General features: G+C 61.7%; 23 protein-coding genes. 10 read left to right on the top strand and 13 right to left on the bottom strand.

From position 1 onward, the window contains the following. The first annotated feature begins 88 nt into the window (after nt 1-88). Nucleotides 89-1,222 carry an NAD(P)/FAD-dependent oxidoreductase gene (locus tag LCM4573_RS18930; protein ID WP_116285601.1) on the top strand — a complete coding sequence of 378 codons (1,134 nt, stop codon included), beginning with the start codon at nt 89-91 and terminating at the stop codon, nt 1,220-1,222. A gap of 37 nt (nt 1,223-1,259) precedes the next feature. Here the strand turns inward: LCM4573_RS18930 and yghU are convergent, their stop codons facing one another. After that, nucleotides 1,260-2,165 (bottom strand): glutathione-dependent disulfide-bond oxidoreductase, encoded by a 906-nt coding sequence (gene yghU / locus LCM4573_RS18925; RefSeq protein WP_071007930.1) that lies wholly within the window; start codon nt 2,163-2,165, stop codon nt 1,260-1,262. Nucleotides 2,166-2,393: 228 nt separating this feature from the next. Between yghU and LCM4573_RS18920 the strand changes: the two genes are divergently transcribed. Further along, the gene (locus LCM4573_RS18920; RefSeq protein ID WP_083347532.1) at nt 2,394-3,431 is read left to right on the top strand and encodes an NAD(P)-dependent alcohol dehydrogenase; all 1,038 of its coding nucleotides are present in this window, start codon (nt 2,394-2,396) and stop codon (nt 3,429-3,431) included. 12 nt (nt 3,432-3,443) lie between these two features. On the opposite strand, the gene LCM4573_RS18915 is transcribed toward LCM4573_RS18920, so the two are convergent. The 4 genes from LCM4573_RS18915 to LCM4573_RS18900 form a co-directional block, all read right to left on the bottom strand. Next, nucleotides 3,444-4,727, bottom strand: coding sequence for a TRAP transporter large permease (locus tag LCM4573_RS18915; protein WP_071007978.1), 1,284 nt, complete (start codon nt 4,725-4,727; stop codon nt 3,444-3,446). Nucleotides 4,728-4,731: 4 nt separating this feature from the next. Beyond that, the gene (locus LCM4573_RS18910; RefSeq protein ID WP_071007928.1) at nt 4,732-5,226 is read right to left on the bottom strand and encodes a TRAP transporter small permease; all 495 of its coding nucleotides are present in this window, start codon (nt 5,224-5,226) and stop codon (nt 4,732-4,734) included. Nucleotides 5,227-5,255: 29 nt separating this feature from the next. Beyond that, nucleotides 5,256-6,245 carry a C4-dicarboxylate TRAP transporter substrate-binding protein gene (locus LCM4573_RS18905; RefSeq protein ID WP_071007927.1) on the bottom strand — a complete coding sequence of 330 codons (990 nt, stop codon included), beginning with the start codon at nt 6,243-6,245 and terminating at the stop codon, nt 5,256-5,258. 68 nt (nt 6,246-6,313) lie between these two features. Continuing rightward, nucleotides 6,314-7,399: an Ldh family oxidoreductase gene (locus tag LCM4573_RS18900; protein ID WP_071007926.1), complete on the bottom strand. Its 1,086-nt coding sequence runs from the start codon at nt 7,397-7,399 to the stop codon at nt 6,314-6,316. Nucleotides 7,400-7,694: 295 nt separating this feature from the next. On the opposite strand from LCM4573_RS18900, the gene LCM4573_RS18895 reads away from it, so the two are divergent. From LCM4573_RS18895 to LCM4573_RS18870, 6 genes are all read left to right on the top strand, one after another. Then, on the top strand, nt 7,695-8,720 hold the full coding sequence (locus LCM4573_RS18895; protein ID WP_198539761.1) for a GntR family transcriptional regulator: 1,026 nt from the start codon (nt 7,695-7,697) through the stop codon (nt 8,718-8,720). A 159-nt stretch (nt 8,721-8,879) separates the two neighbouring features. Then, the gene (rbfA, locus tag LCM4573_RS18890) at nt 8,880-9,290 is read left to right on the top strand and encodes a 30S ribosome-binding factor RbfA (protein ID WP_071007924.1); all 411 of its coding nucleotides are present in this window, start codon (nt 8,880-8,882) and stop codon (nt 9,288-9,290) included. 21 nt (nt 9,291-9,311) lie between these two features. Next, a complete protein-coding gene (gene truB / locus LCM4573_RS18885) occupies nt 9,312-10,241 on the top strand; it encodes a tRNA pseudouridine(55) synthase TruB (RefSeq protein ID WP_071007923.1) in 930 nt (309 codons plus the stop codon). Nucleotides 10,242-10,405: 164 nt separating this feature from the next. Beyond that, a complete protein-coding gene (gene rpsO, locus LCM4573_RS18880) occupies nt 10,406-10,675 on the top strand; it encodes a 30S ribosomal protein S15 (RefSeq protein ID WP_046793802.1) in 270 nt (89 codons plus the stop codon). A 326-nt stretch (nt 10,676-11,001) separates the two neighbouring features. Next, nucleotides 11,002-13,149, top strand: a complete 2,148-nt coding sequence (gene pnp / locus LCM4573_RS18875) for a polyribonucleotide nucleotidyltransferase (protein WP_071007922.1) — start codon at nt 11,002-11,004, stop codon at nt 13,147-13,149. 85 nt (nt 13,150-13,234) lie between these two features. Next, on the top strand, nt 13,235-14,242 hold the full coding sequence (locus LCM4573_RS18870; RefSeq protein WP_071007921.1) for a class I SAM-dependent methyltransferase: 1,008 nt from the start codon (nt 13,235-13,237) through the stop codon (nt 14,240-14,242). A gap of 11 nt (nt 14,243-14,253) precedes the next feature. Here LCM4573_RS18870 and LCM4573_RS18865 read toward each other — a convergent pair whose 3' ends face one another. The 5 genes from LCM4573_RS18865 to fabA all read right to left on the bottom strand — a co-directional run bounded on the left by LCM4573_RS18865 (nt 14,254) and on the right by fabA (nt 18,515). After that, the gene (locus tag LCM4573_RS18865) at nt 14,254-14,496 is read right to left on the bottom strand and encodes a hypothetical protein (RefSeq protein ID WP_071007920.1); all 243 of its coding nucleotides are present in this window, start codon (nt 14,494-14,496) and stop codon (nt 14,254-14,256) included. A 105-nt stretch (nt 14,497-14,601) separates the two neighbouring features. Continuing rightward, nucleotides 14,602-15,813 carry a S8 family serine peptidase gene (locus LCM4573_RS18860; protein ID WP_071007919.1) on the bottom strand — a complete coding sequence of 404 codons (1,212 nt, stop codon included), beginning with the start codon at nt 15,811-15,813 and terminating at the stop codon, nt 14,602-14,604. Nucleotides 15,814-15,923: 110 nt separating this feature from the next. After that, on the bottom strand, nt 15,924-16,730 hold the full coding sequence (gene fabI / locus LCM4573_RS18855; RefSeq protein ID WP_071007918.1) for an enoyl-ACP reductase FabI: 807 nt from the start codon (nt 16,728-16,730) through the stop codon (nt 15,924-15,926). Between the two features lie 4 nt (nt 16,731-16,734). Next, nucleotides 16,735-17,958: a beta-ketoacyl-ACP synthase I gene (fabB, locus tag LCM4573_RS18850; protein ID WP_071007917.1), complete on the bottom strand. Its 1,224-nt coding sequence runs from the start codon at nt 17,956-17,958 to the stop codon at nt 16,735-16,737. A gap of 41 nt (nt 17,959-17,999) precedes the next feature. Beyond that, nucleotides 18,000-18,515 carry a 3-hydroxyacyl-[acyl-carrier-protein] dehydratase FabA gene (fabA, locus tag LCM4573_RS18845; RefSeq protein ID WP_071007916.1) on the bottom strand — a complete coding sequence of 172 codons (516 nt, stop codon included), beginning with the start codon at nt 18,513-18,515 and terminating at the stop codon, nt 18,000-18,002. A gap of 297 nt (nt 18,516-18,812) precedes the next feature. Between fabA and irrA the strand changes: the two genes are divergently transcribed. Continuing rightward, the gene (irrA, locus tag LCM4573_RS18840) at nt 18,813-19,223 is read left to right on the top strand and encodes an iron response transcriptional regulator IrrA (protein WP_071007915.1); all 411 of its coding nucleotides are present in this window, start codon (nt 18,813-18,815) and stop codon (nt 19,221-19,223) included. Nucleotides 19,224-19,228: 5 nt separating this feature from the next. On the opposite strand, the gene LCM4573_RS18835 is transcribed toward irrA, so the two are convergent. Next, complete coding sequence (locus LCM4573_RS18835) at nt 19,229-19,876, bottom strand: trimeric intracellular cation channel family protein (protein ID WP_071007914.1); 648 nt, start codon at nt 19,874-19,876, stop codon at nt 19,229-19,231. Nucleotides 19,877-20,018: 142 nt separating this feature from the next. On the opposite strand from LCM4573_RS18835, the gene LCM4573_RS18830 reads away from it, so the two are divergent. Next, nucleotides 20,019-20,480 (top strand): hypothetical protein, encoded by a 462-nt coding sequence (locus LCM4573_RS18830; protein WP_071007913.1) that lies wholly within the window; start codon nt 20,019-20,021, stop codon nt 20,478-20,480. 4 nt (nt 20,481-20,484) lie between these two features. On the opposite strand, the gene LCM4573_RS18825 is transcribed toward LCM4573_RS18830, so the two are convergent. Together LCM4573_RS18825 and LCM4573_RS18820 are read right to left on the bottom strand one after the other, a co-directional pair. Continuing rightward, a complete protein-coding gene (locus LCM4573_RS18825) occupies nt 20,485-21,273 on the bottom strand; it encodes a YdcF family protein (RefSeq protein ID WP_071007912.1) in 789 nt (262 codons plus the stop codon). 48 nt (nt 21,274-21,321) lie between these two features. Continuing rightward, nucleotides 21,322-22,527: a TIGR03862 family flavoprotein gene (locus LCM4573_RS18820; protein WP_071007911.1), complete on the bottom strand. Its 1,206-nt coding sequence runs from the start codon at nt 22,525-22,527 to the stop codon at nt 21,322-21,324. Nucleotides 22,528-22,530: the final 3 nt, after the last annotated feature.

The raw sequence follows: 22,530 nt of genomic DNA, 5'->3' as shown, positions 1-22,530 counted from the left end.
ACAATGGTCGGTCGTAGGACAGTCGTGGAATGTTGATTTTGATGGTCGCCTGGGCAATCTTTTCGATTGCTGAACGGGGAGGATAGCGTTGGAGGAATTGGATTGCGTGGTGGTCGGGGCCGGTGTGGTGGGCCTGGCTGTGGCCCGGGCGCTCGCTCTTTCCGGCCGCGAGGTGCTGATCCTCGAAGCGGCTGATGCGATCGGCACGGAGACTTCTTCACGCAACAGCGAGGTGATCCATGCCGGCATCTACTATCCTGCCGGAAGCATGATGGCGCGTTTCTGCGTGGCTGGGAGGGAAGCGCTCTACCACTACTGCACCGAGCGCGGCGTAGCGCACCGAAAATGCGGCAAGCTGATCGTAGCCACATCCGAGACCGAGTTGGAAATATTACCGGCGATCGCCGCGCGGGCGGCTGCGAACGGCGTTACCGATCTTCGCCAGATTTCCATCGATGAAGCCCGCGATCTCGAACCGGCACTTTCCGCGACCGGGGCGCTTCTCTCTCCATCGACCGGCATCATCGATAGCCACAGCTACATGCATTCCCTCCTGGGTGATGCGGAGAACGCGGGCGCGATGCTGGTGCTGAAAAGCCCGGTGCTCGGCGGCAGGGTAGTGGGTGGCGGCATCGAACTCGATGTCGGCGGCGACGATCCCATAACGATCCGTTGCCGGCTCCTCGTGAATTCGGCCGGCCATGGCGCGCCGGCACTGGCTCAAGCTATCGAGGGCATGCCGAAGGAGCATATTCCCAAAGCCTATTACGCCAAGGGCAGCTATTTCGCGCTTTCCGGGCAGAAAACTCCTTTCAGCCGGCTCATCTATCCCGTTCCGGTCAAGGGTGGGCTGGGCATCCATCTCACACTCGATCTTTCCGGCCAGGCCCGCTTTGGCCCGGATGTGGAATGGATCGATACCATTGATTATGCGGTCGATCCGGCTCGGGTGGAGAGCTTTTATGCCGGCATCCGGCGCTATTTTCCGGAGCTCAAGGACGGCGCGCTCATCCCCGCCTATTCGGGCATCCGGCCGAAGATCGTGCCACCGGCGGTGGCCGCGCAGGATTTCGTTGTGCAAGGGCCGGAAACCCATCGTGTCGCCGGGCTCGTCAACCTGTTCGGAATCGAATCGCCCGGCCTCACCTCTTCGCTGGCCTTGGCGGATCATGTCTGTGAATTGGCGCAGGCCGCGATCCCGTCCCGTAGACTGGTGAGCTAAAGGGGGTGAAACATCCCCTTTAGCCAGGTCAGCGCGGTTACGCCTTGCCTATCTTGTCCTGCGTCTTGGTCTCGAAGTCGGAGGCATCGTGGCGCTCGTGCAGCTGTTCGGATGGGTCGCCTGAAGTGCGGTTGACCATCCGGCCGCGCTTGACCGCCGGACGAGCCGCGATCTCGGCCGTCCAGCGCTGGACGTTCTTGTAGGTCTCGACGTCGAGGAAGCGTCCGGCGTCACCATAGGCCTGACCAAGCGCCAGGCTGCCGTACCATGGCCAGACGGCCATATCKGCGATCGTGTACTCGCTGCCCGCCAGATACTGTTTGTCGGCGAGGTGCCGGTCGAGCACGTCGAGCTGACGCTTCACTTCCATCGCGTAACGATCGATCGCATATTTGATCTTCATCGGCGCATAGGCATAGAAATGGCCGAAGCCGCCGCCGAGGAACGGCGCGGAGCCCATCTGCCAGAACAGCCAGTTGAATGTTTCGGTGCGGGCCCTGAGATCCGCCGGCAGGAAGGCGCCGAACTTTTCCGCGAGATAGACGRGAATGGAAGCCGATTCGAATATCCTTACCGGCTCGCCGCCCCCCTTGGGCGCGTGGTCCATCAGCGCCGGAATTTTTGAGTTCGGATTGACCTCCACGAAGCCGGAGCCGAACTGGTCGCCTTCTCCGATCCTGATGAGCCAGGCATCGTATTCGGCATCTTTATGACCGGCGGCAAGCAGTTCCTCCAGCATGATGGTGACCTTGATGCCGTTCGGCGTGCCGAGCGAATAGAGCTGCAGCGGGTGATTGCCGATCGGCAGGATCTTTTCGTGTGTCGGGCCGGCAATCGGGCGGTTGATGTTCGCGAACGCGCCGCCATTGCCCTTTTCCCAGGTCCATACCTTTGGAGGCTCGTAACCGGTGGGAAAGTTGTCGGCGGGGGATTTCTCGGTCATGAAGATTATCCTCTTTTGGGAAAGGCTTTGCATTCTTGCGGGTGTCGCGCGGCCAATATAGGCATGGCTTCGGCGCTTTGCCGCCCTCGCAGAAAAATTGTGCCGGCAACGGGCGGTCCTGGTAGTGCAAATCACCTGCGCCTGAGAATGTGTCTGTTCAGGACGAAACCGCATCCGCTATCCTGGCATCGGCCCGGAGCCGGAGACAACAGAGCAAAGGAAATGCCCATGCAAGCCCTCGTCCTTGAAGAAAAAGGCGTTCTATCGCTAAGGGAGATCGATCTGCCGTTAACTGTCGGGCCGGGCGACGTGAGGATTGCCATCCATACGGTCGGCGTTTGTGGCAGCGACGTGCACTATTATACCCACGGGGCGATCGGCCCCTACGTGCTGCGCGAGCCGATGGTGCTGGGTCACGAGGCGGCCGGCACGGTGCTGGAGGTGGGCAGCGAGGTGAAACACCTCAAGGTCGGCGATAGGGTCTGCATGGAGCCCGGCGTGCCCAATCTCTCCTCGCGCGCCTCCAAGCTTGGTCTCTACAATGTCGATCCGGATGTGCGTTTCTGGGCGACACCGCCGATCCATGGCGTGCTGACCCCCGAGGTCGTGCATCCTGCAGCCTTCACCTACAGGCTTCCGGACAGTGTCTCCTTCGCGGAAGGGGCCATGGTGGAGCCGTTTGCGATCGGCATGCAGGCGGCGACAAGGGCGCGCATCCAGCCGGGCGATGTGGCCGCAGTGGTTGGCGCCGGCCCGATCGGCATCATGGTGGCGCTTGCGGCTCTTGCCGGCGGCTGCGCCCGTGTCTTCATTTCCGATCTCAGCGCCGAGAAGCTCAAGATCGCCGGGCAATATCCGGGCCTTGTCCCGGTCGATATCACCAAGAAGTCCTTTGCCGAGGTGATCGCGGAAGAAACCGGCAACTGGGGTGCGGATGTGGTCTTCGAGGCGAGCGGAAGCCCCAGAGCTTTCGACGGCATTTTTGATCTCGTGAGACCGGGCGGCGCCCTGGTGCTCGTCGGCCTGCCGGTCCGCAAGGTGGAGTTCGACGTCGCGGGCGCGATCTCCAAGGAAGTGCGTATCGAGACCGTCTTTCGTTACGCGAACATCTTCGATCGCGCGCTGGAGCTGATTGCTTCCGGCAAGGTGGACCTGAAGCCGCTGATCACCGGGACATTCGATTTCAAGCAATCGATCGAGGCTTTCGAGCGGGCGGCGGCCGRCAATCCTTCGGATGTGAAGCTGCAGATCCGCCTGGTGGAGTGAGCCAAGGCCTCCTTACCGGTTGAACAGCAGGTTCGGCAGGAAGAGCACCGTCTGCGGAATGAAGATCAGGATCAGGGTCACCAGGCTGACCGCAAACATCAGCGGCAGGGATTCCCGCGTGTAATCGCCGATTCTGACCTTCAGAATCGAGCAGACGGCATACATCGCAGCCCCGACGGGCGGGGTGAAATTGCCGATCGTCGCGGCGACCACGAAGACCACCCCGAAGTGGACGGGATCTCCGCCGAGCTGCTTGATCAGCGGCAGGAAGATCGGCGTCAGCATGATGATCAGCACGGTGGCGTCGATGAAGAAGCCGCAGGCGAGGATGAAGAGCACGATCAGCATCATCACCCCGTAGAGGCTGTCCGTCACGTTGAGGATCGCTCCGGAGATGAGTTCCGGAATGCGCTCGAGCACGATGCCGTAGCTGAAGATCGCCGAAAGGGCGATGAGGAACATGACAGCGCCGACGTCGGAGAGGCTTCCTTCGAGCGCCTCGCGGAACGAAGCAATCTTCAGCTTTCGATAGGCGGCGATCCCGATCAGGACCGCGTAGATGACCGCGAAGGCGCCGATCTCCGAGGGTGTGAAAATACCGAAGCGCAGCCCGAGCAGAAGAATGACCGGGAAGAGGAGCGCCCATATGCCGCCGCTCAGCGCAGAAAATATTTCCGCGGGAGAGGCGTGCTGCGTTCGCGCTGCCGGATAGCCGCGGCGGTTGGCGGTGATGGAGACGGTGGCCGCAAGCCCGATCCAGAGCAGGAAGGCCGGTGCGAAGCCGGCGGCGAACAGCCGCCCGATCGAGACCTGCCCGATGGTGCCGTAGATGATAAAGCCCAAGCCCGGCGGGATGATCGGCGTCAGGATCGCGCCGAAGGAGAGGACGCCGGCGGTGAACCCCTTCGACATGCCGCGGCTGATCATCTCATTGCCGAGCATGCGGCTCTGCATCGCCGCATCCGCGATGGCCGAGCCGGAGACACCGCCCATCAGTGCCGAGAGCGCAAGCGACATCTGTGCGAGCCCGCCCTTCAGCCTCCCTGCGATCACCGAGGCGAGATCGAGAAGTTTTTCCGTTATGCCGGACGCGTTCATCAGGTTGCCGGCCATGATGAAGAGCGGAATGGCGAGCAGCGCGAAGTTCTGCGTGGTCGAGATCGTCTGCTGCAAAGGAATGGTGATCGGCAGTTCCGGATGCTGGAGGAAGAAGACGACACCGGAAATGCCGATCGCGAATGCGACGGGCATCCCCATAAGCATCAGGAGGATAAAGGCGATGGTGACGAGGAGCATGGCGTCACGGCCCCGAAACGGAGGAATGGGYGGACGCATCGCTTCGATGCAGATCGGTCAGCTTGAGGATCGTGGTTATCAAGAGAAGCAGTCCGCCAAAGGGCAGGCTGGCGCTGATCCAGGAATAGCTGATGCTGGAAATGCCCATGAAGCTGCGCGCCCGGCTCGTCCACGCAAGCTGTGTTCCATAAATGACGATGAACAGCAGAAAGGCGATCAGGATCGTGTAGTTCACATAGGTCAGCATGCGCTGGACATTCGCGGGCAGGCGCTCGGTGACGAGCTCGATCGACATCAGGCTGTCGCGCCRCCAGGCGATGTCGGCGCAGATGAAGCAGGCCCAGGCGAAGAAGCAGGTCGCGAAATCGATGGTCCAGTTAAGCGGGTGGGCCAGAAGCCTCGCCAGCCCACCCAGGAAGATCAGCAGAACCATCAGGATCAGCAGCGTCCCGGCTATCGCTGCTTCGAATTTTCCGATCGCTTCATGGATCCGTCGCATGAGCTTGCTCCTGTGGCGGGGACGATGGGTTACCTGCCGAGTTCGGCCTGCACGGCATTCTTGGCCTCGGTGATGCCGAGCGCCTCATAGGCCTTTTCACCGGCTTGTCTGAAAGCATCGAGATCGATGTCGGAGACCACTTCCATGCCCTTATCCTGCAGGTCCGCCTTGATGGCATCGGCCATCTCGGCGATCTTCTGAGAGGTTTCGCGGCCCGCTGTCCTGCATTCCTCGACCAGCGCTGTCTGGAATTCGGCAGGCAGCGCGTTGAACCATTGCGCGCTGACGACCTGGAAGTTGATCAGCATGATGTGCTTGGTCTCGTTGGCGTATTTCAGCACTTCGTAGAAACGGCCGCCGGGGATGTTGGCATAAACCAGCTCAACGCCGTCGATCGCCTGCTGTTGCAGCGCCGGATACATGTCGCCGAAGGCCATGGCGGTCGGTGCGGCGCCGAGCGCTCGGATCGATTCTTGCCAGATCGGTGCGGGTGGCGTGCGGATGCGCAGGCCGGAGAGATCCTCGGGCTTGCGAACCGGCTTGTTGGTGAAGAAGTGCCGAAAGTCCTGTACCCAGTCGAAGCAGACCACTTTCAGACCATGCTGGGTGGCGAGCTCTTCCTGCCATTTGGCAAGCGTGGGGGATTCGGAAAGCTTCCAGACGTCCTCCAGGCTGTCGACGAAGTAGGGCCCGTTCATCACCGCAATGCTCGGCACGTAATTGCCGAGACGGGCGGAATCGGTGTTCTGGCCGACATTGGCACCCTGGCGGATCTGCTCGATGATGTCCTCCTCCACGCCAAGCTGGGCACTGTGGAAGACCTCCATCTTCAATCCGCCATTGGTGCGTTCCTCGACGCGCTTCGCCCAATTCATGAAACCTTCGTGGAAGGGTTCGCTCGGTGCGAGAACATGGTTGAAGCGCAGCGTGAATTCCTGTGCCGCGGCGGATGCCGCTCCAAGCGCGGCGAGGCTTGCGGCCGTCAGAAGCGGCAGAAATTTCCTGGCAAACATGCGCATGCTTTTCTCCTCCTYTATGGTTCGCGACGCCGTGGCCGGCATTCCCCCTTGACCGGCCACGGCGGACATCAGGCCGCAAAGGGCGGCACGACGTCGAAACGGCTTGCGAATGTCCTGAACGCTTCGCGCGTGGCGGGATCGAGCGGAACGCCCGTCCTCTCGCGTTGGCCGGCCACGGCCCATTCACGGTCTCCCGGCGCCATCACCTTCAGTCCGTCCCTAGCCGGCGAAGTGCGCAGCACATCCAGATAGCGTGTCATGCCGGCCTGGAAGACGTCCTCGCCGATGAAAGCGCCGGGTTTCAGTGCCATCACGAAGGCACCGAGTTCGCGCGGGGTCGAAATGTCCGGACCGTTCATCGGCAGGATGTCGAAACTTAGCCGCATCCCTGAAAAGACCGCGCTCAATATCTCCGCAAGACCACCCAGCCCGGCGCCCTTGAAGCCGAATTCGCCGCCCACCGGCGCCAGCATTTCCACGAGGGCTGGATCACGGATGTCGCTTCCGTCCACATCGGAGGCGACGCCTTGCGGCAGTTCGCGTCCAAGGCTCCGGTAAAGCTGCACCCGATTGTAGGGGATCGCGCTGGTCGCCATATCCAGAAGCCAGGGATTGTCGCCCGCGACCGGCACTGCGAAGGCAATCGGATTGGTGCCGTGGAAGCGCATTGCACCGTCATGCAGGCGCACGAAACTGTCGGAATTGCAGAAGGCGAGACCGGCATGGCCCTTCAAGGCCGCGTCCATCGCAAACGCGCCGGCCGGGCCGAAATGCGAGCTGTTGCGGATCGAGACCGCGCCGATGCCGAATTTGCCCGCAAGCTCGACGGCATGTTCCATGGCGCGATAGGCGGCAAGTGCGCCATGGCCGTGGTCCGCGTCGAGGGAGGCGACGGCGCCGAAGGATTGTACGATCCGGACATTCGGGCGTTTGTTGACTCGGCCGCCCTCCATCACCGCCACGTAATGGTTGAGAAGGCGTACGCCGTGACTGTCGACGCCGAGGCGCGAGCCGTGCATCATCGCCCGCGTCGCAGCATCTGCCGTTGCCGCATCCGCACCGATCGCCTCGAAGACCTGCCGGCAGAAGCGGTCGACCGCCTCAAGCGGGGCATGGATCRCTCCATCTTCGGCAGGGTGGGCGGCAAGCTTCATAGGGTCTGTCCTCCATCGGCGACGAGAACTTGCTCCGTCACGAATGCGTTTTCGGCACTGTCGGATTGCGGTTAAAATGTCTTATGTGTACACTATGCATAAGCTGGCGTTTGGCAAGCCTTTTCTGAAGGGCGATCGGCTGCAGAARCACTCTGAACGGTCCACCGGTAGCGATGAACCTCGCCGAATTGAACGCTTTTTGCGGAACTGCTAGTTTGGCGGGCAGGCCGATATGCGGCATGGCGAAAGCGAGCGGCCGCGTCCTTGGAGGCACGGCGGAATGAATGGAGGAAGCATGGCCGCAGGCCGAATGYCCGGCGCGGAGCTGCAGGGACCGAAAGTGCCGGGCGGCACGGTTCCGCGCCTCTACCAGCAGGTTTTCGATATTCTGGCGGGACAGATTGCCCAGGGGACTCTTGGGCCAGGCGCTCGCCTCAGCGAATCCTCTGTTGCCGAACAGTTCGGCGTCAGCCGCGCCCCGGCGCGCCAGGCGCTGGCGGAGCTCAAGCGGCAAGGCTTCCTCGAAAAGTCTTCCGGTCGCGGCTATTCGGTTCATCGTACTGCGGCGTCGCCCTTCTCAACCGAAGCCGCATCTCTCGGTGAGGCAGGTGACGATCTGCGCCTGACGCAGCTTTCGAGTTGGGAGCGCATCTATGGCGAGGTGGAGAGCGAGATCGCTGCCCGCTGCTCCTTTGCCGGATGGCGGGTCAACGAGACCGAACTCGCCCGTTTCTATGACGTCAGCCGTACCGTGGCGCGCGATGTTGTTGGCCGGCTGCAGCAGCGTGGCGTCGTGCGCAAGGACGACCGGGCCCGCTGGATCGCGCCGGCCATGACGCCGGATCATGTAGGCGAGCTCTACGAGCTGCGCTGGCTTTTGGAGCCGGTCGCACTTGAAAAGGCCGCGCCCCATCTGCCGGATGGCTTTCTCGCCGGCATGCGTGGCCACCTGGAAGAGGCGATCGCAAACGCCGGCGAACTGGCCGGTCCCCATCTCGACCGGCTGGAACAGGAGTTGCACGTCACGCTTCTCGGCTATTGCGGCAATCGCACGCTGATGCAGGCGGTCAGCCTGCCGCAGGCGCTTCTGGTGGCGCACAGCTTTCTTTACCGCTGGATGCCGAGGCTGTTCGGCGCCGAGCCTTTCCTGCCGGAGCACATGGAGGTCGTGGAGCGGCTGGAGGCGGGGCGAGTGACGGAAGCTGCCCAATCGTTGAAGCGTCATCTGCAGGTCTCGCGTGAGCGCGCCATCGACCGGATCGGCAGGGTGACCCGTGAAATGCAGCCGGACGACCTGCCCTATCTCGAAAAACTCGACTGACGGGCCATATTGCCCGTTATGAGGAGCTGAGTGAGGACAAAGGCGAAGCGAGCGCCTTGACCTTTGCCCGCTCCTGGGTCATTTGACCGCCTTTGCTTGACGAAGCGCCCGATGCGGGACGACACCCGGCATTGCAGGCGCCTAAGAAGAGAAACAACAATGGCCAAAGCAACTTCCTCGGCGCCTTCCCAGCGCATGCTTCGCGTTGGCGAACAGGTACGCGCCGCCGTCACGCAGGTACTGCAGCGGGGCGAAGTGCGCGACGACCTTCTCGAAAAGACGGTGGTCTCCGTCTCGGAAGTCCGCATGTCGCCCGATCTCAAGATTGCCACCGCCTATGTGGCACCCCTCGGGCTTCCCGACCACAAGGCGGTCATCGACGCGTTGAATCGCAATGCGAAGTTCATCCGCGGGCGGATCGGCGGTCAGCTCCGGCAAATGAAGTACATGCCGGAGATCCGTTTCCGCGACGACACCAGCTTCGACAATTACAGGAAGATCGACGAACTTCTGCGATCCCCTGAGGTGAGCCGCGATCTCGGCGAAAAAACCGCCGAAGACGAAGAATAAGAAGACGACAAGAAGAGAAGAATGTCCAAACCAAGGAAGCCCAAGGGCCGCCCGATTTCCGGCTGGCTGATCCTCGACAAGCCGGTGGATTTCGGCTCGACCGAAGCCGTCTCCAAGATCAAGTGGTTGTTCAACGCCCAGAAGGCGGGGCACGCCGGCACGCTCGACCCACTGGCCTCCGGCATGCTGCCGATCGCGCTCGGCGATGCCACGAAGACCGTCCCTTACGTCATGGATGGCCGCAAGGTCTACGAGTTTACTGTAACCTGGGGCGAGGAGCGCTCAACCGACGACCTCGAAGGCGAGGTGACGGCGACCTCTGATCTGCGGCCGGACGAAGAGGCGATCCGCGCCCTTCTGCCGAAGTATACCGGCACGATCTCGCAGGTGCCGCCGCAGTTCTCGGCCATCAAGATCGCCGGCGAGCGCGCCTATGACCTGGCCCGTGATGGAGAGACGGTGGAAATTCCTTCTCGCGAAGTGGAAATCCATCGCCTCACGCTCCTCGCCGTCACGAAGGATAGCGCTCATTTCGAGGTGGAATGCGGCAAGGGCACCTATGTGCGCGCGCTCGCGCGCGATTTTGGGCGTGACCTCGGCTGCCACGGCCATATCTCCGAACTGCGCCGCACCTTCGTCGCCCCGTTCGCGGAAGAGAAGATGGTGCCGCTGGCCGAGCTCACCGCGCTGGAGGAAATCGAAGATCGCGAGGAGCGGCTTGCCGCCCTTGACGCCTTCCTGATCGACACGGCGGAAGCGCTTTCCAATCTGCCGCATCTGCCGGTGACGGACGATCAGGCACATCGGCTGCGCATGGGCAATCCGGTGATCCTGCGTGGCCGCGATGCGCCCCTCGCCGAAGTGGAGGCCTATGCCACCGCCCGAGGAAAGCTGGTCGCCATCGGCGAGATAGGCCAGGGAGAGTTCCGGCCGAAGCGGGTTTTCGGCTGATCGGGGCCTGGAATATCGCCTCTTCCCATTGCATGCTGAATGGTTTATAGGCAGCGACAGTAAAAGGGCTGCCTTCTGGCGCTGTTTTTACATTCACGGCCAAGGCTGGACGACATCCCGGCCTTTTGGCGACCCATAATCCTCATGAAAGAAAGGATAGCCCGATGTCGATCACTGTCGAGCGCAAGGCTGAGCTCATCAAGGAATACGCAACCGTGGAAGGCGACACCGGTTCCCCGGAAGTTCAGGTCGCGATTCTGACGGAGCGGATCAACAATCTCACCGAGCACTTCAAGGACCACAAGAAGGACAATCACTCCCGTCGTGGCCTGCTGAAGCTCGTTTCCAGCCGCCGCTCGCTTCTTGATTACCTCAAGAAGAAGGACGAAGGCCGTTACACCAAGCTGATCGCCAGCCTGGGTATCCGCCGCTAAGATTTTTCCGGCGGGCGCCGTCCCCGGCGCCCGCCGGACTGCTTTTCGGGCCTGCCCGATGAAATGCTTTCGACCACGCCGCCTTTTTAGGTGCGGTCAACACCGGCAGACCCGGATGGGCCGGATCTGTCAACCAACCGCTGACCTGTCATGGGGCAGGATTGCCGGATGCTTTGGCTAAGCCTCAAGGGCATTGGCCCGATCTTGCAAGGATCGCAACGCAAAGCCTCCTGTTGTCTTGCCCATGATATGTCGCAATGATTGCGGTCGACCATGCGCTACGCCCTTCCGGCGATGACGTGTGCTCCCGCATTGAAGGACAAGACATGTTCAATACGCATTCTGTCGAAATCGAATGGGCAGGCCGCCCGCTGAAGCTGGAAACGGGCAAGATCGCCCGTCAGGCTGACGGCGCCGTGCTGGCCACCTACGGCGAGACCGTCGTGCTCGCCACCGTCGTTTCCGCCAAGGCTCCGAAGCCGGGCCAGGACTTCTTCCCCCTGACGGTCAACTACCAGGAAAAGACCTACGCGGCCGGCAAGATCCCGGGCGGCTACTTCAAGCGCGAAGGCCGTCCCTCGGAAAACGAAACTCTGGTTTCCCGCCTGATCGACCGTCCGATCCGCCCGCTCTTCCCGGAAGGCTACAAGAACGACACGCAGGTCGTCGTCACCGTGATCCAGCACGATCTTGAAAACAATCCGGACGTTCTGGCAATGGTCGCGACCTCTGCCGCTCTGACGCTCTCCGGCGTTCCGTTCATGGGCCCCGTCGGCGGCGCCCGCGTCGGCTATATCAACGGCGAATACGTGCTCAATCCGCATCTCGACGAGATGGACGAGTCCACCCTCGACCTCGTCGTCGCCGGTACGGGCGACGCGGTGCTGATGGTCGAGTCGGAAGCCAAGGAACTCAACGAAGAAGTCATGCTCGGCGCCGTCATGTTCGGCCATCGTGGTTTCCAGCCGGTCATCGACGCGATCATCAAGCTCGCCGAAGTGGCCGCCAAAGAGCCCCGCGACTTCCAGCCGGAAGACTATTCCGCCCTTGAAGCCGAAATGCTCCAGCACTTCGAAGCCGAGCTTCGCGAAGCGTACAAGATCACCCAGAAGGCCGATCGCTACGCTGCCGTCGATGCCGTCAAGGCCAAGGTGAAGGCGCACTTCCTCCCGGAAGAAGGTGAGGCGAAGTACACCGCGGAAGAAGTCGGCTCGATCTTCAAGCAGCTGCAGGCCAAGATCGTCCGCTGGAACATTCTCGACACCAAGAGCCGCATCGACGGCCGTGATCTCGAGACCGTTCGTCCGATCGTCGCCGAAGTCGGCCTGCTGCCGCGCACCCATGGCTCGGCTCTCTTCACCCGCGGTGAAACCCAGGCGATCGTTGTCGCGACCCTCGGCACCGGTGAAGACGAGCAGTATGTCGATAGCCTGACGGGCATGTACAAGGAGCAGTTCATGCTCCACTACAACTTCCCGCCCTACTCGGTTGGTGAAACCGGCCGCATGGGTTCGCCCGGTCGCCGCGAAATCGGTCATGGCAAGCTCGCATGGCGCGCCATCCACCCGATGCTGCCGACGCAGGAACAGTTCCCCTATACGCTGCGTGTCGTCTCGGAAATCACCGAGTCCAACGGCTCCTCCTCGATGGCAACCGTCTGCGGCACCTCGCTGGCGCTGATGGATGCGGGCGTTCCGCTGRCAAAGCCGGTCGCCGGTATCGCCATGGGCCTGATCCTGGAAGGTGATCGTTTCGCGGTCCTCTCCGACATCCTCGGTGACGAAGACCACCTCGGCGACATGGACTTCAAGGTCGCCGGCACGGAAAGCGGCATCACCTCGCTGCAGATGGACATCAAGATCGCCGGCATCACCGAAGAGATCATGAAGGTGGCGCTCGAGCAGGCACAGGGCGGCCGCAAGCACATCCTCGGCGAGATGGCCAAGGCCATCACCGAAAGCCGCGGCCAGCTAGGCGAATTCGCGCCGCGCATCGAAGTGATGAACATCCCGGTCGACAAGATCCGCGAAGTCATCGGTTCGGGCGGCAAGGTCATCCGCGAAATCGTCGAGAAGACCGGCGCCAAGATCAACATCGAGGATGATGGCACCGTCAAGATCGCTTCCTCTTCCGGCAAGGAAATCGAAGCGGCCCGCAAGTGGATCCACTCGATCGTCGCCGAGCCGGAAGTCGGCCAGATCTATGAGGGTACGGTCGTCAAGACCGCCGATTTCGGCGCCTTCGTCAACTTCTTCGGCGCTCGTGACGGTCTCGTCCATATCTCGCAGCTCGCCTCTGAGCGCGTTGCCAAGACCACCGATGTGGTCAAGGAAGGCGACAAGGTATGGGTCAAGCTGATGGGCTTCGACGAGCGCGGCAAGGTTCGTCTGTCCATGAAGGTCGTCGATCAAGCCACCGGCCAGGAAATCGCCCAGGAGAAGAAGAAGGCCGACGACGGCGAAGCCGCCGAGTAAGCCTGCCTCTTCACCACATGAATAGGGGCGCGGAAGTCATTTCCGCGCCTTTTCCATATCCGGAAGCTTAACCGATCGAGACGCCATGAGCCGAGACGCCCTCAAGACCCTGTTCCACCCCTTCGTCACGGAAGTGCTCCCTATGCCCGGAAAGGGCGAGYGGGTGATCTTTCTCGGCGCGGAAGGCGGCCATCCCTTTCCCGAGGGCTTTGCCGCGGAGGTGACTGCCGTTCAGCCGTTCCGACCGCTGTTCCGCAGTCTGCGCGAAGGCGCGTTCCCCGAGCCTGAGGGTGACGGTTATGATATGGGGCTGGTCCTCTGCGGCAAGCATCGCGGTGAGAACGAGAACCGCGTTGCGGAAGCCCTGGAACGCGTCAGGGCTGGCGGAATGATCGTGGTTGCCGGCGGCAAGGAAGACGGAATACAGCCGCTCAGGAATACGCTTCTGAAGCTCGGTATCGAACTCGATTATACGCCGAAATACCACGGCGTGGCGATCTGGTTCGCCCGGCCGGAGAACGTCGAGGCAGCACTCAAGGCGTTGAAGAAATCCTCGGATGTGATCGAAGCCCGCTACGAGGCCGCACCCGGCGTGTTCTCGCATGACCGCGTCGATGCCGGCTCCGAATTGCTCGCGGGTCGTCTGCTGACGGATTTCGATGGCAATGCTGCCGATTTCGGCGCTGGCTGGGGTTATCTCTCGGTCATGCTGGCGGAAAAATCTCCGCGAGTGAACCGCATCGATCTCTATGAGGCGGATCATCGGGCACTGGAATTTGCGAAGAAGAATCTCGCCCGTAACTGCCCGGATCTGCACGCGCGCTTCTTCTGGCACGATCTGGGCGGCGAGCCGGTAAGGGAGAAATACGACCTTATCGTCATGAACCCGCCCTTTCACGAGRCGCAGGCCGCTGATCCGGAACTTGGCAAGGCGATGATCCGCGCCGCCGCTTCCGCTCTCAAGGGTGGGGGGCGGCTATTGCTGGTGGCCAATCGGGGCCTGCCTTACGAGCCGGTGCTTGCAAGCGAATTCCGCGAGCACGGCGAAACCTGCCGCAATGCCCGCTTCAAGGTATTGTGGGCGAAGCGCTGAGGTTGAGATAGCTATTGCGGCTTGGAAGGGTCGAACGTGGGGAGCTGGAAGTCCTCGCAGGGCCGTATCTCCTCCACGCCGGGAATCTGTTGCAGCCGCTCGAGCGTTGCCTGATCGGCGCAGCCGAAGATCGCGCCGATTTCCGATACGACTTGTCTGACCTCGAAGCCGCGGGCGCTTGCGGCCTCTGCGATCGAGTTCGTTTGCCTGAGATGTGTCTCGTCGACGACGATGGAATAGTACAAGCTTTTCATGGCAAGAGGCTTTCGGCCCGGTATCAAGGATGCCCGAGTTTCATGCGACGAGGGTGAAACCACGCCCCGTCCTCCATGCCAATATAATCCCTCCGAGGTGGGTGTTCAAACTCGTCCTTGGCCATCCGGTGTCCCCGGCGCCTGCACGAGGCCGGAGCCGACGTCGCGGCTTTCCAGAGCCAAGGCTTTGGCATTCTGTCGCAGGGCCGACCAGAGCGCGCTGCCGCGCAGCGATGGGTCCGATTGAGCCCAGAGTGCCRCCACGCCGGCGACATGCGGGCAGGCCATGCTGGTACCCATCAGGGTCCGGTATTTCTGGGGAAGGGGAACGCTCGAGAAGATGCCGACGCCGGGCGCCGCGATATCGACCTCGCCGCCCTCCGGATTGACGCCGCCGGAGGAAAACGATGCCACATCGAGAGCTCCGTCGACCGCTCCGACTGCGAGGATGCTCGGCGCATTGGCCGGGCTCGCCACCGGGGCGATGAAGCCCAGGCTGCGGTTGCTTTCGTTGCCGGCGGCCGYGACAATGAGACTACCATTTCTAAGCGCAAGCTTTCCGATCCGCTCGTAGAGAAGGCTGTGACGTTCACCCGGCCTTACCGGGCCACCAACCGACATCGAGATGATTTCGCACTTCTGGCCGATCGCCCAGTTCATTCCATTGATGATGTCGCTTTCGGTCCCGAAGCCTCGATTGTTGAGAATCTTGCCGACGAAGAGGCTGGCATCGGGCGCCACGCCGTAGCGCGGAACGCCGGGATCGACGGCTTTGCCGACCGCGGTTCCGGCACAATGGGTGCCGTGGCCCTGCTGATCGTTTACCGTTTCGCCGGCGACGAAGCTCTGCGTGACTATGGTACGCTCTGCAAAATCCGGATGCTTCAGATCGATGCCTGTATCGAGAACGGCGATCTTGATGCCTTCACCGGTAAAGGGGCTTTCATGCGCGCCGACTGCCGCTATGCCCCATGTCGAATTTTGACCGTCGACGAACTGCTGTTGAAGGAAGACGAAGAACTCCGGCCTGGCTTCGAGGATGGCTTCCTCGTTGACGAGCTCAATCATCCGGGAAGCATGCCGCGCCGCGATTGCGCGTGGAATGAAAGCCGTCTGCAATTCGGGGAAAAACGTCACCTTGTCCGCAGAGATGGCGGTATTTTCCTGCTCGCCGAAGGTGCTGACGCTCACCTCCGATTCCGTCTGCCGCTCCATGATACGGACGCAGTCGGCCACGTCGGCATCGTCGCGCAATGCGACGATCATCGCTCCCGTCGCGATCGGACGCTGGTTTTCCAGTACGGGATTTGTCGCCATCGCCACGCTCCATTGTCACAGCGTTTCCATTTAGCATTGAAACGCGTTGTGCCAAGGGTGGCGTAAGTGAGGCCGGGGGGAAGCCCGCCGAAGCGGGCGCCCCATGACTGCTATTCCGCGTCGGCGTTACGCAGTCGCTCGAGCGTTGGCAGCGAGGTGATATTGTATCCGGCGTCTACATAGTGGATCTCGCCGGTGACGCCGTTCGAGAGGCTGGACAGCAGGTAGAGAGCAGACCCGCCGATATCCTCGATCGTCGCCGTGCGGCGTAGCGGGGCGTTTTTCTGGTTCCAGGAGTACATAGCCCGCGCATCGGAAATGCCCGCGCCGGCCAGGGTACGGACCGGACCGGCGGAAATCGCGTTGACGCGAATGTTCTGCGGGCCGTAATCGGCAGCCAGATAACGCACCGAGGATTCGAGCGCCGCCTTGGCGACGCCCATGACGTTGTAGTTCGGGATGACCCGCACCGAGCCGCCATAGGTGAGCGTCAGCATCGAACCGCCGTCCGTCATCAGGTCCGCGGCGCGCTTGGCGACTTCCGTGAACGAGAAGCAGGAGATCACCATGGTACGGCTGAAATTCTCGCGCGTGGTGTCCGCGTAGAGACCTTTCAGCTCGTTCTTGTCGGAAAAGCCGATCGCGTGCACCAGAAAATCGAGCTTGCCCCAACGCTCCTTGATGGAAGCGAAGGTGGCATCGACGGAAGCGATGTCCTCGACATCGCAGGGCAGGACGAAATCCGAACCCACTTCGGCGGCAAGCGGCTTCACGCGTTTGCCGAGCGCCTCGCCCTGGAAGGTGAAGGCGAGTTCCGCGCCCTGTGCAGCAACGGCYTTCGAAATACCCCAGGCGATGGAATGATTGTTGGCGACCCCCATGATGAGGCCGCGCTTGCCCTGCATAAGTCCCGTCATGGAGTTAGCCATTGTAGCGCTGGAAGACGAGGGTGGCATTGGTGCCGCCGAAGCCGAAGGAGTTGGAGAGGATGGTGTCGATCTTGGCATCATCGATGCGCTTGCGGACGATCGGGACGCCGTCGAATTCCGGGTCGAGGTTTTCGATATGGGCGCTTTCGCCGATGAAGCGCTCCTGCATCATCAGCAAGCCGTAGATCGATTCCTGWACGCCCGCCGCGCCGAGCGAATGGCCGGTCAGCGACTTGGTCGACTGGATGTGGGGAACCTTGTCGCCGAAGACTTCGCGGATGGCGCCGATTTCCTTGCTGTCGCCCACCGGCGTCGAGGTGCCGTGCGTGTTGATGTAGTCGATCTCGCCCTTGACGGTCGAAAGCGCCTGCCGCATGCAGCGCACCGCGCCTTCGCCCGACGGGGCTACCATGTCATAGCCGTCCGAGGTCGCGCCATAGCCGGTGATTTCGGCATAGATCTTCGCGCCGCGTGCCTTGGCATGCTCCAGTTCCTCGAGGACGARCACGCCTGCGCCGCCCGCGATGACGAAGCCGTCCCGGTCGACGTCATAGGCGCGGGAGGCTTTTTCCGCCCGGTCGTTGTACTTGGTGGACATGGCGCCCATGGCATCGAAGAGGTTCGACATGGTCCAGTCTAGGTCCTCGTGTCCGCCGGCGAACATCACGTCCTGCTTGCCCCACTGGATCATTTCAGCGGCATTGCCGATGCAATGGGCCGAGGTGGAGCATGCCGAGGAGATGGAATAGTTGACGCCGTGGATTTTGAACCAGGTGGCGAGCGTCGCCGAGGCTGTCGACGACATTGCCTTCGGCACGGCGAAGGGACCGATCCGCTTCGGGCTGTTGTTCTTGAGGGTGATGTCGGCAGCTTCGATGAGCGTGCGGGTGGAAGGCCCGCCCGAGCCCATGATGATGCCGGTGCGCTCGTTCTCGCTGTAGTCCTTCTCCTCCAGGCCGGAATCGGCGATCGCCTGTTTCATGGCGACATGGTTCCAGGCGCCGCCCTGCGACAGGAAGCGCATGGCGCGTCGATCGACGAGGTCGGTCGGATCGAGCATCGGCCTGCCCCAGACCTGGCACTTGAAGCCATGCTCGGCGAAATCCGGCGAAAAGGAAATGCCGGATTTCGTGTGGCGCAGGGATTCTGTGACTTCAGCGGCGTCGCTTCCGATGGAGGAAACGATACCGAGACCTGTAACAACTACCCGTCTCATTTCTCGGACCTTTTGACTGTTKCGGTTGGACAGGGGGCGGGTCAGCCCACCTTGTCTTTCGACAGACCCACGCGAAGATCGGTCGCTTGATAAATAGTTTCGCCGTCTRCCTTCAGCCAGCCATCGGCGGTGCCGAGCACCAGACGGCCGCGCATGACGCGCTTGAAGTCGATGCCGTATTCCAGCAGCTTCGTATGCGGACGGACCATGCCCTTGAACTTCACTTCGCCGGTCGAAAGCGCCATGCCGCGGCCCTCTTCACCCAGCCAGCCGAGGAAGAAACCGGTCAACTGCCACATGCCGTCCAAGCCGAGGCAGYCCGGCATGATCGGGTTGCCTTCGAAATGGCAGGGGAAGTACCAGTCTTCGGGGCGCACGTCGTATTCGGCCCGAAGATAGCCCTTGTCGAAGGCGCCGCCCGTTTCCGATATGTCCGTGATTCGGTGTACCATCAGCATGGGCGGCAGGGGCAATTGCGCATTGCCAGGTCCGAACAGTTCGCCATGTGCACAGGCGAGGAGTTCTTCGTAGGTGAAGCTGGACTGTCTGGTTTCCATTAAATTTCCTGTACCCCCTCTTGCCGTCGCCCCGAAGCTTTAGAGCAAGATCGGCAGAAAATGAAGCTCGACGATAGCCAGGCTCCACCCGAAGGGCGGGGCGGAGACCTTGCCCACTCAGGTCCGCATATAGGAAGCCATCGATGCAAACCAGAGGCAAAGTGCCCAAATAACGCGTTTTTAGCCGCAGCCGGCCTGGGCTGCCCCTTGGCAACTATTGAAAGCGCCTGCCGTAAAAGTTATATCCGGAAGTCAAGATACAACGTAAACCTCGTGATTCAGGAGCTCACCGGCACTATGGCAGAAGCCGACATCGAGACGAGACTGCGCGATTGCGGGCTGCGCCCGACGCGTCAGCGCGTAGCGCTTGCCGATCTCCTGTTCGCGAAGGGGGACCGCCATCTGACTGTCGAGGAACTCCATGAGGAGGCTCAGTCGGCCGGTGTTCCGGTTTCGCTGGCGACTGTCTACAACACCCTGCATCAGTTTACCGAAGCCGGCATGATCCGGGTGCTCGCCGTCGAGAGTGCCAGGACCTATTTCGACACCAATGTTTCCGATCACCACCATTTCTTCGTGGAAGGCCGAAACGAGGTGCTCGATATTCCCGTCAGCAATATTGCGATCGGAAACCTGCCCGAGGCTCCCGAGGGCATGGAAATCGCCCATGTGGACGTCATCATCCGCCTGAGGGAAAAGAGGGCCTGACGGCCTTATCTTTCCCGCTTCTTCAATGAATCTTCCGGGTTCCGGCCGGGCCGAGGCTTGTAGCGCGGCAAGGTCCAACCGTAGTGGATTGCACCGCCGCGCAGGGCGAATGCGATCACAACGCCGCAAGCCGAGCTCGCATAAGCGGGCATGCCGAGCGCTTGGCCGGCCGTGAATCCGCAGGCGCCGGCAAGCGCCGCGGTGATGTAGATTTCCGGCCGCAGCAGCACGGAAGGTTCATGGGCGATGAGGTCGCGCATGATGCCTCCGAATGTCGCGGTAAGCGCTCCCATGATGATGGCAATGGTTGGAGAGCCGGTGGCCGCAAGTCCTTTTGCTGCGCCGAGCACGCTATAGGCGGCAAGCCCCACGGCATCGAGCCAGATCAGCAGGCGATAGCGCGACTCTACCCGGTGAGCGGTGAAGAACAGGAAGAGACCTATCAGCACGCAGACGATGATGTGGGTGGGGTCGGCTACCCAGAATACCGGGCTGAGGCCCAGCACCAGATCGCGCAAGGTCCCGCCGCCAAGACCGGTAACGGCCGCGAAGAACAGAAAGCCGATGAGATCGAGCTGCTTGCGGGAAGCCGCAAGAGCGCCTGTCGCGGCGAAGACAGCAATCCCCGCATAATCGAGAACGGTCAGAAGCACGCCAGGTCCCCTCCTGCCTCTTCGGCGTCAGCGTCGCGCAAGTGCGTGGCCGTAGCATACGCATCACCAGCCATGTCCGTCATCCGGAACGGCGGGCTTTAAACAGATGAAATTCGAGGAATGACCGCACGTGAAGAARTTTTTGGCCGTCGCCTTGCACCTGGCCGCGCTCGTTTTCGTTCCCGCCGGCTCGGTTGCCCAGCAGCAGTTGCTGACTGATCCGGAGATCTACGAGAAGGATCATTTCCGCCAGCAATGCGCGACGGCCGATTTTGGACCTGACTTCATCAAACGCTTCGACATCAACAATGACGGCATCGTCGATGCGGTGGCCAATCATGCCGAGCTCACCTGCAACGGAGCGAAGGGCCCTGCCTGCGATGAGGACGGCTGCCCCTATAATTTCTATCTCCAGGCCAAGGAGGGCGGCTATTTCATGATCGCCACGGCGCGGATCTACGGCTACGACTTCGTCAAATATTTCGGCAACATGGTCTTCATGCTGAAGATGCACCCGCGCTTCTGCGACCGGACCGACACGGAGCCTTGCGTGATGCGCGTTCGCGTTCGCGGAGGCCGCTTCGTCACCATCTCCAAGAAATGAAGCGTCAGCGCGGGAAGATCCGATCGATGCGGCCGGTCAGATAATAGGCGAGAAGTCCGATCCATTCGCGCATGGCGGTCGCGGTGAGCTGTGCATTGGAGGTCGGCTGTGTGAAGTCGGGCGACAGGGTTGCAATACCGCTGGTGCGATAATCGACCGGCCAGGGGATGACGGATATGCCCGCCTTACGGAATAGGCCCATGGCGCGCGGCATATGGAAGGCGGAAGTCACGAGCAGGCAATCGCTCAGCCCCTCTCGCGCCAGCAGTTCCGAGGTCTGCTGCGTGTTCTCGTAGGTCGTGCGGGACGCATTCTCCCTGACGAGACGGCCGGGCGAAATGCCGAAGGCTGCGAAGAAGCGTTCAGAGGCTTCCGATTCACCCTCATATTCGCCGCTGRGCGACCCGTCGCCGCCCGAAACCAGAATGYGGGCCTGTGGATATTTGAGCCCAAGCCGTAGGGTTTCGACATAACGATCTGCGGCCTGGTTGAACTCCGTTCCTCCACGGGAGGTCGTCACCTCGTTTTCGAGCGCTCCGCCGAGCACGACGATGCAGGAAAGATTGGCAGGGTCGCCGGACGGTTTAGGAAAGCGATCTTCCAGAACCTGGAGGGCGACTGCTCCGCTGGTCGTATAGAGCGTCACGAAGAGCACGAGTGCTGCCAGCAGCGAGGTGGCGGCGGAAAGCCTGCGCCATCCCGTGAAGCCGAGAAGGGCGGTAATAGCGGCGAACAGGAACGCGATCGAGAGTGGCTGGGCAACGAGCCAGAAGATTTTTGAAATCAGGAACATGGAACTCCTGTCGCAGCCGGATGCAGCCGATGTCAATGTGGCCGCGTATCAACCTCCCGCGAGCCATGCCGCCATTCCCCGCGCCGCCGCTCGGCCCGTGGCGAAACAGGCGGTAAGCAGATATCCGCCGGTCGGCGCTTCCCAGTCCAGCATCTCGCCGGCGGCGAAGAGGCCGGGAAGGGCTTTCAGCATGTAATTTTCGTCGATTTCGCTCCAGCGGATTCCGCCGGCAGACGAGATGGCTTCCGCGATCGGTCGAGGACGGAGGAGCGGGATCGGCAGCGCCTTGATGAGTTTTGCCAGATCTCCCGTCGGGAGGCGATTGGCATCGGGCACAAGCTCGCGGAAGAGGGCGGCTTTCACACCCTCCAGCCCAGCCCCCTTGCGCAGCCGATTGGAAAAACTGGCCTTGGCATCTTGCCGCGCGAGATCGCGAGAGAGCCGCTCGGCGGTGCGTCCCGGCGCGAGATCGATGATGAGGGCCGCCTGTCCCTCATCCGAGATATGGTCGCGCAGCGCGGCGGAATGAGCATAGACGAGGCTACCCTCGATGCCGTGCCTGGAGATCACGAACTCGCCCTGGAACGTGCCGGCATCCGAGGTTGCCGCAACCGACTTCAGCGGCTCGCCGGCGAAGCGCTCGCGAAACATCTCGCTCCAGGCGACGTCGAAACCGCAGTTGGCGGGCTGCAAATCGGAAACTGCAATACCCTCGTTCCTCAGCCACGGCACCCATGCGGCATCCGAGCCCAGCTTCGGCCAGCTAGCGCCGCCGAGTGCCAGAAGCACGGCATCCGGTCGCACGATGGTCTCACCCTCCGGCGTATCGAAACAATAGCCGTTTCCGTCGAACTCGACCCAGCGATGACGAGTTTTCAATGCAACGCCCTCGGCCTCCAGGCGCTTGAGCCAGGCGCGCAAAAGCGGCGAAGCCTTCATGACCTTGGGAAAGACCCTGCCGGAGCTTCCGACGAAGGTTTCCGTCCCGAGGCCGGCCGCCCATTCCCGCACGTCGTTCGGGGTGAAGGCTTCGAGCGCCGGCCGCAGATATGCGTTTGCCACGCCGAAACGCTCTGCAAACGTTGAAAAATCCTCGGAATGGGTGATGTTGAGGCCGGATTTTCCCGCCAACAGGAATTTTCGGCCGAAGGTCGGCATGGCCTCGTAGACAGTCACGACATGGCCGGAGGCGGAGAGAACCTCCGCCGCCGCAAGGCCCGCCGGGCCGCCGCCGATGATCGCAACCTGTTTCATGCT

Source organism: Rhizobium sp. LCM 4573, assembly GCF_001854865.1.
Taxonomy (GTDB): Bacteria; Pseudomonadota; Alphaproteobacteria; order Rhizobiales; family Rhizobiaceae; genus Neorhizobium.
This window is presented reverse-complemented; position numbering and strand designations above follow the sequence as displayed.

Excerpts from the sequence above, each read along its gene's own strand:
- LCM4573_RS18905 (WP_071007927.1), bottom strand. The coding sequence starts at position 6,245 with ATGCGCATGTTTGCCAGGAAATTTCTGCCGCTTCTGACGGCCGCAAGC.
- LCM4573_RS18915 (WP_071007978.1), bottom strand. The coding sequence starts at position 4,727 with ATGCTCCTCGTCACCATCGCCTTTATCCTCCTGATGCTTATGGGGATG.
- LCM4573_RS18820 (WP_071007911.1), bottom strand. The coding sequence starts at position 22,527 with ATGAAACAGGTTGCGATCATCGGCGGCGGCCCGGCGGGCCTTGCGGCG.
- rbfA (WP_071007924.1), top strand. The coding sequence starts at position 8,880 with ATGGCCAAAGCAACTTCCTCGGCGCCTTCCCAGCGCATGCTTCGCGTT.
- LCM4573_RS18865 (WP_071007920.1), bottom strand. The coding sequence starts at position 14,496 with ATGAAAAGCTTGTACTATTCCATCGTCGTCGACGAGACACATCTCAGG.
- rpsO (WP_046793802.1), top strand. The coding sequence starts at position 10,406 with ATGTCGATCACTGTCGAGCGCAAGGCTGAGCTCATCAAGGAATACGCA.
- truB (WP_071007923.1), top strand. The coding sequence starts at position 9,312 with ATGTCCAAACCAAGGAAGCCCAAGGGCCGCCCGATTTCCGGCTGGCTG.
- irrA (WP_071007915.1), top strand. The coding sequence starts at position 18,813 with ATGGCAGAAGCCGACATCGAGACGAGACTGCGCGATTGCGGGCTGCGC.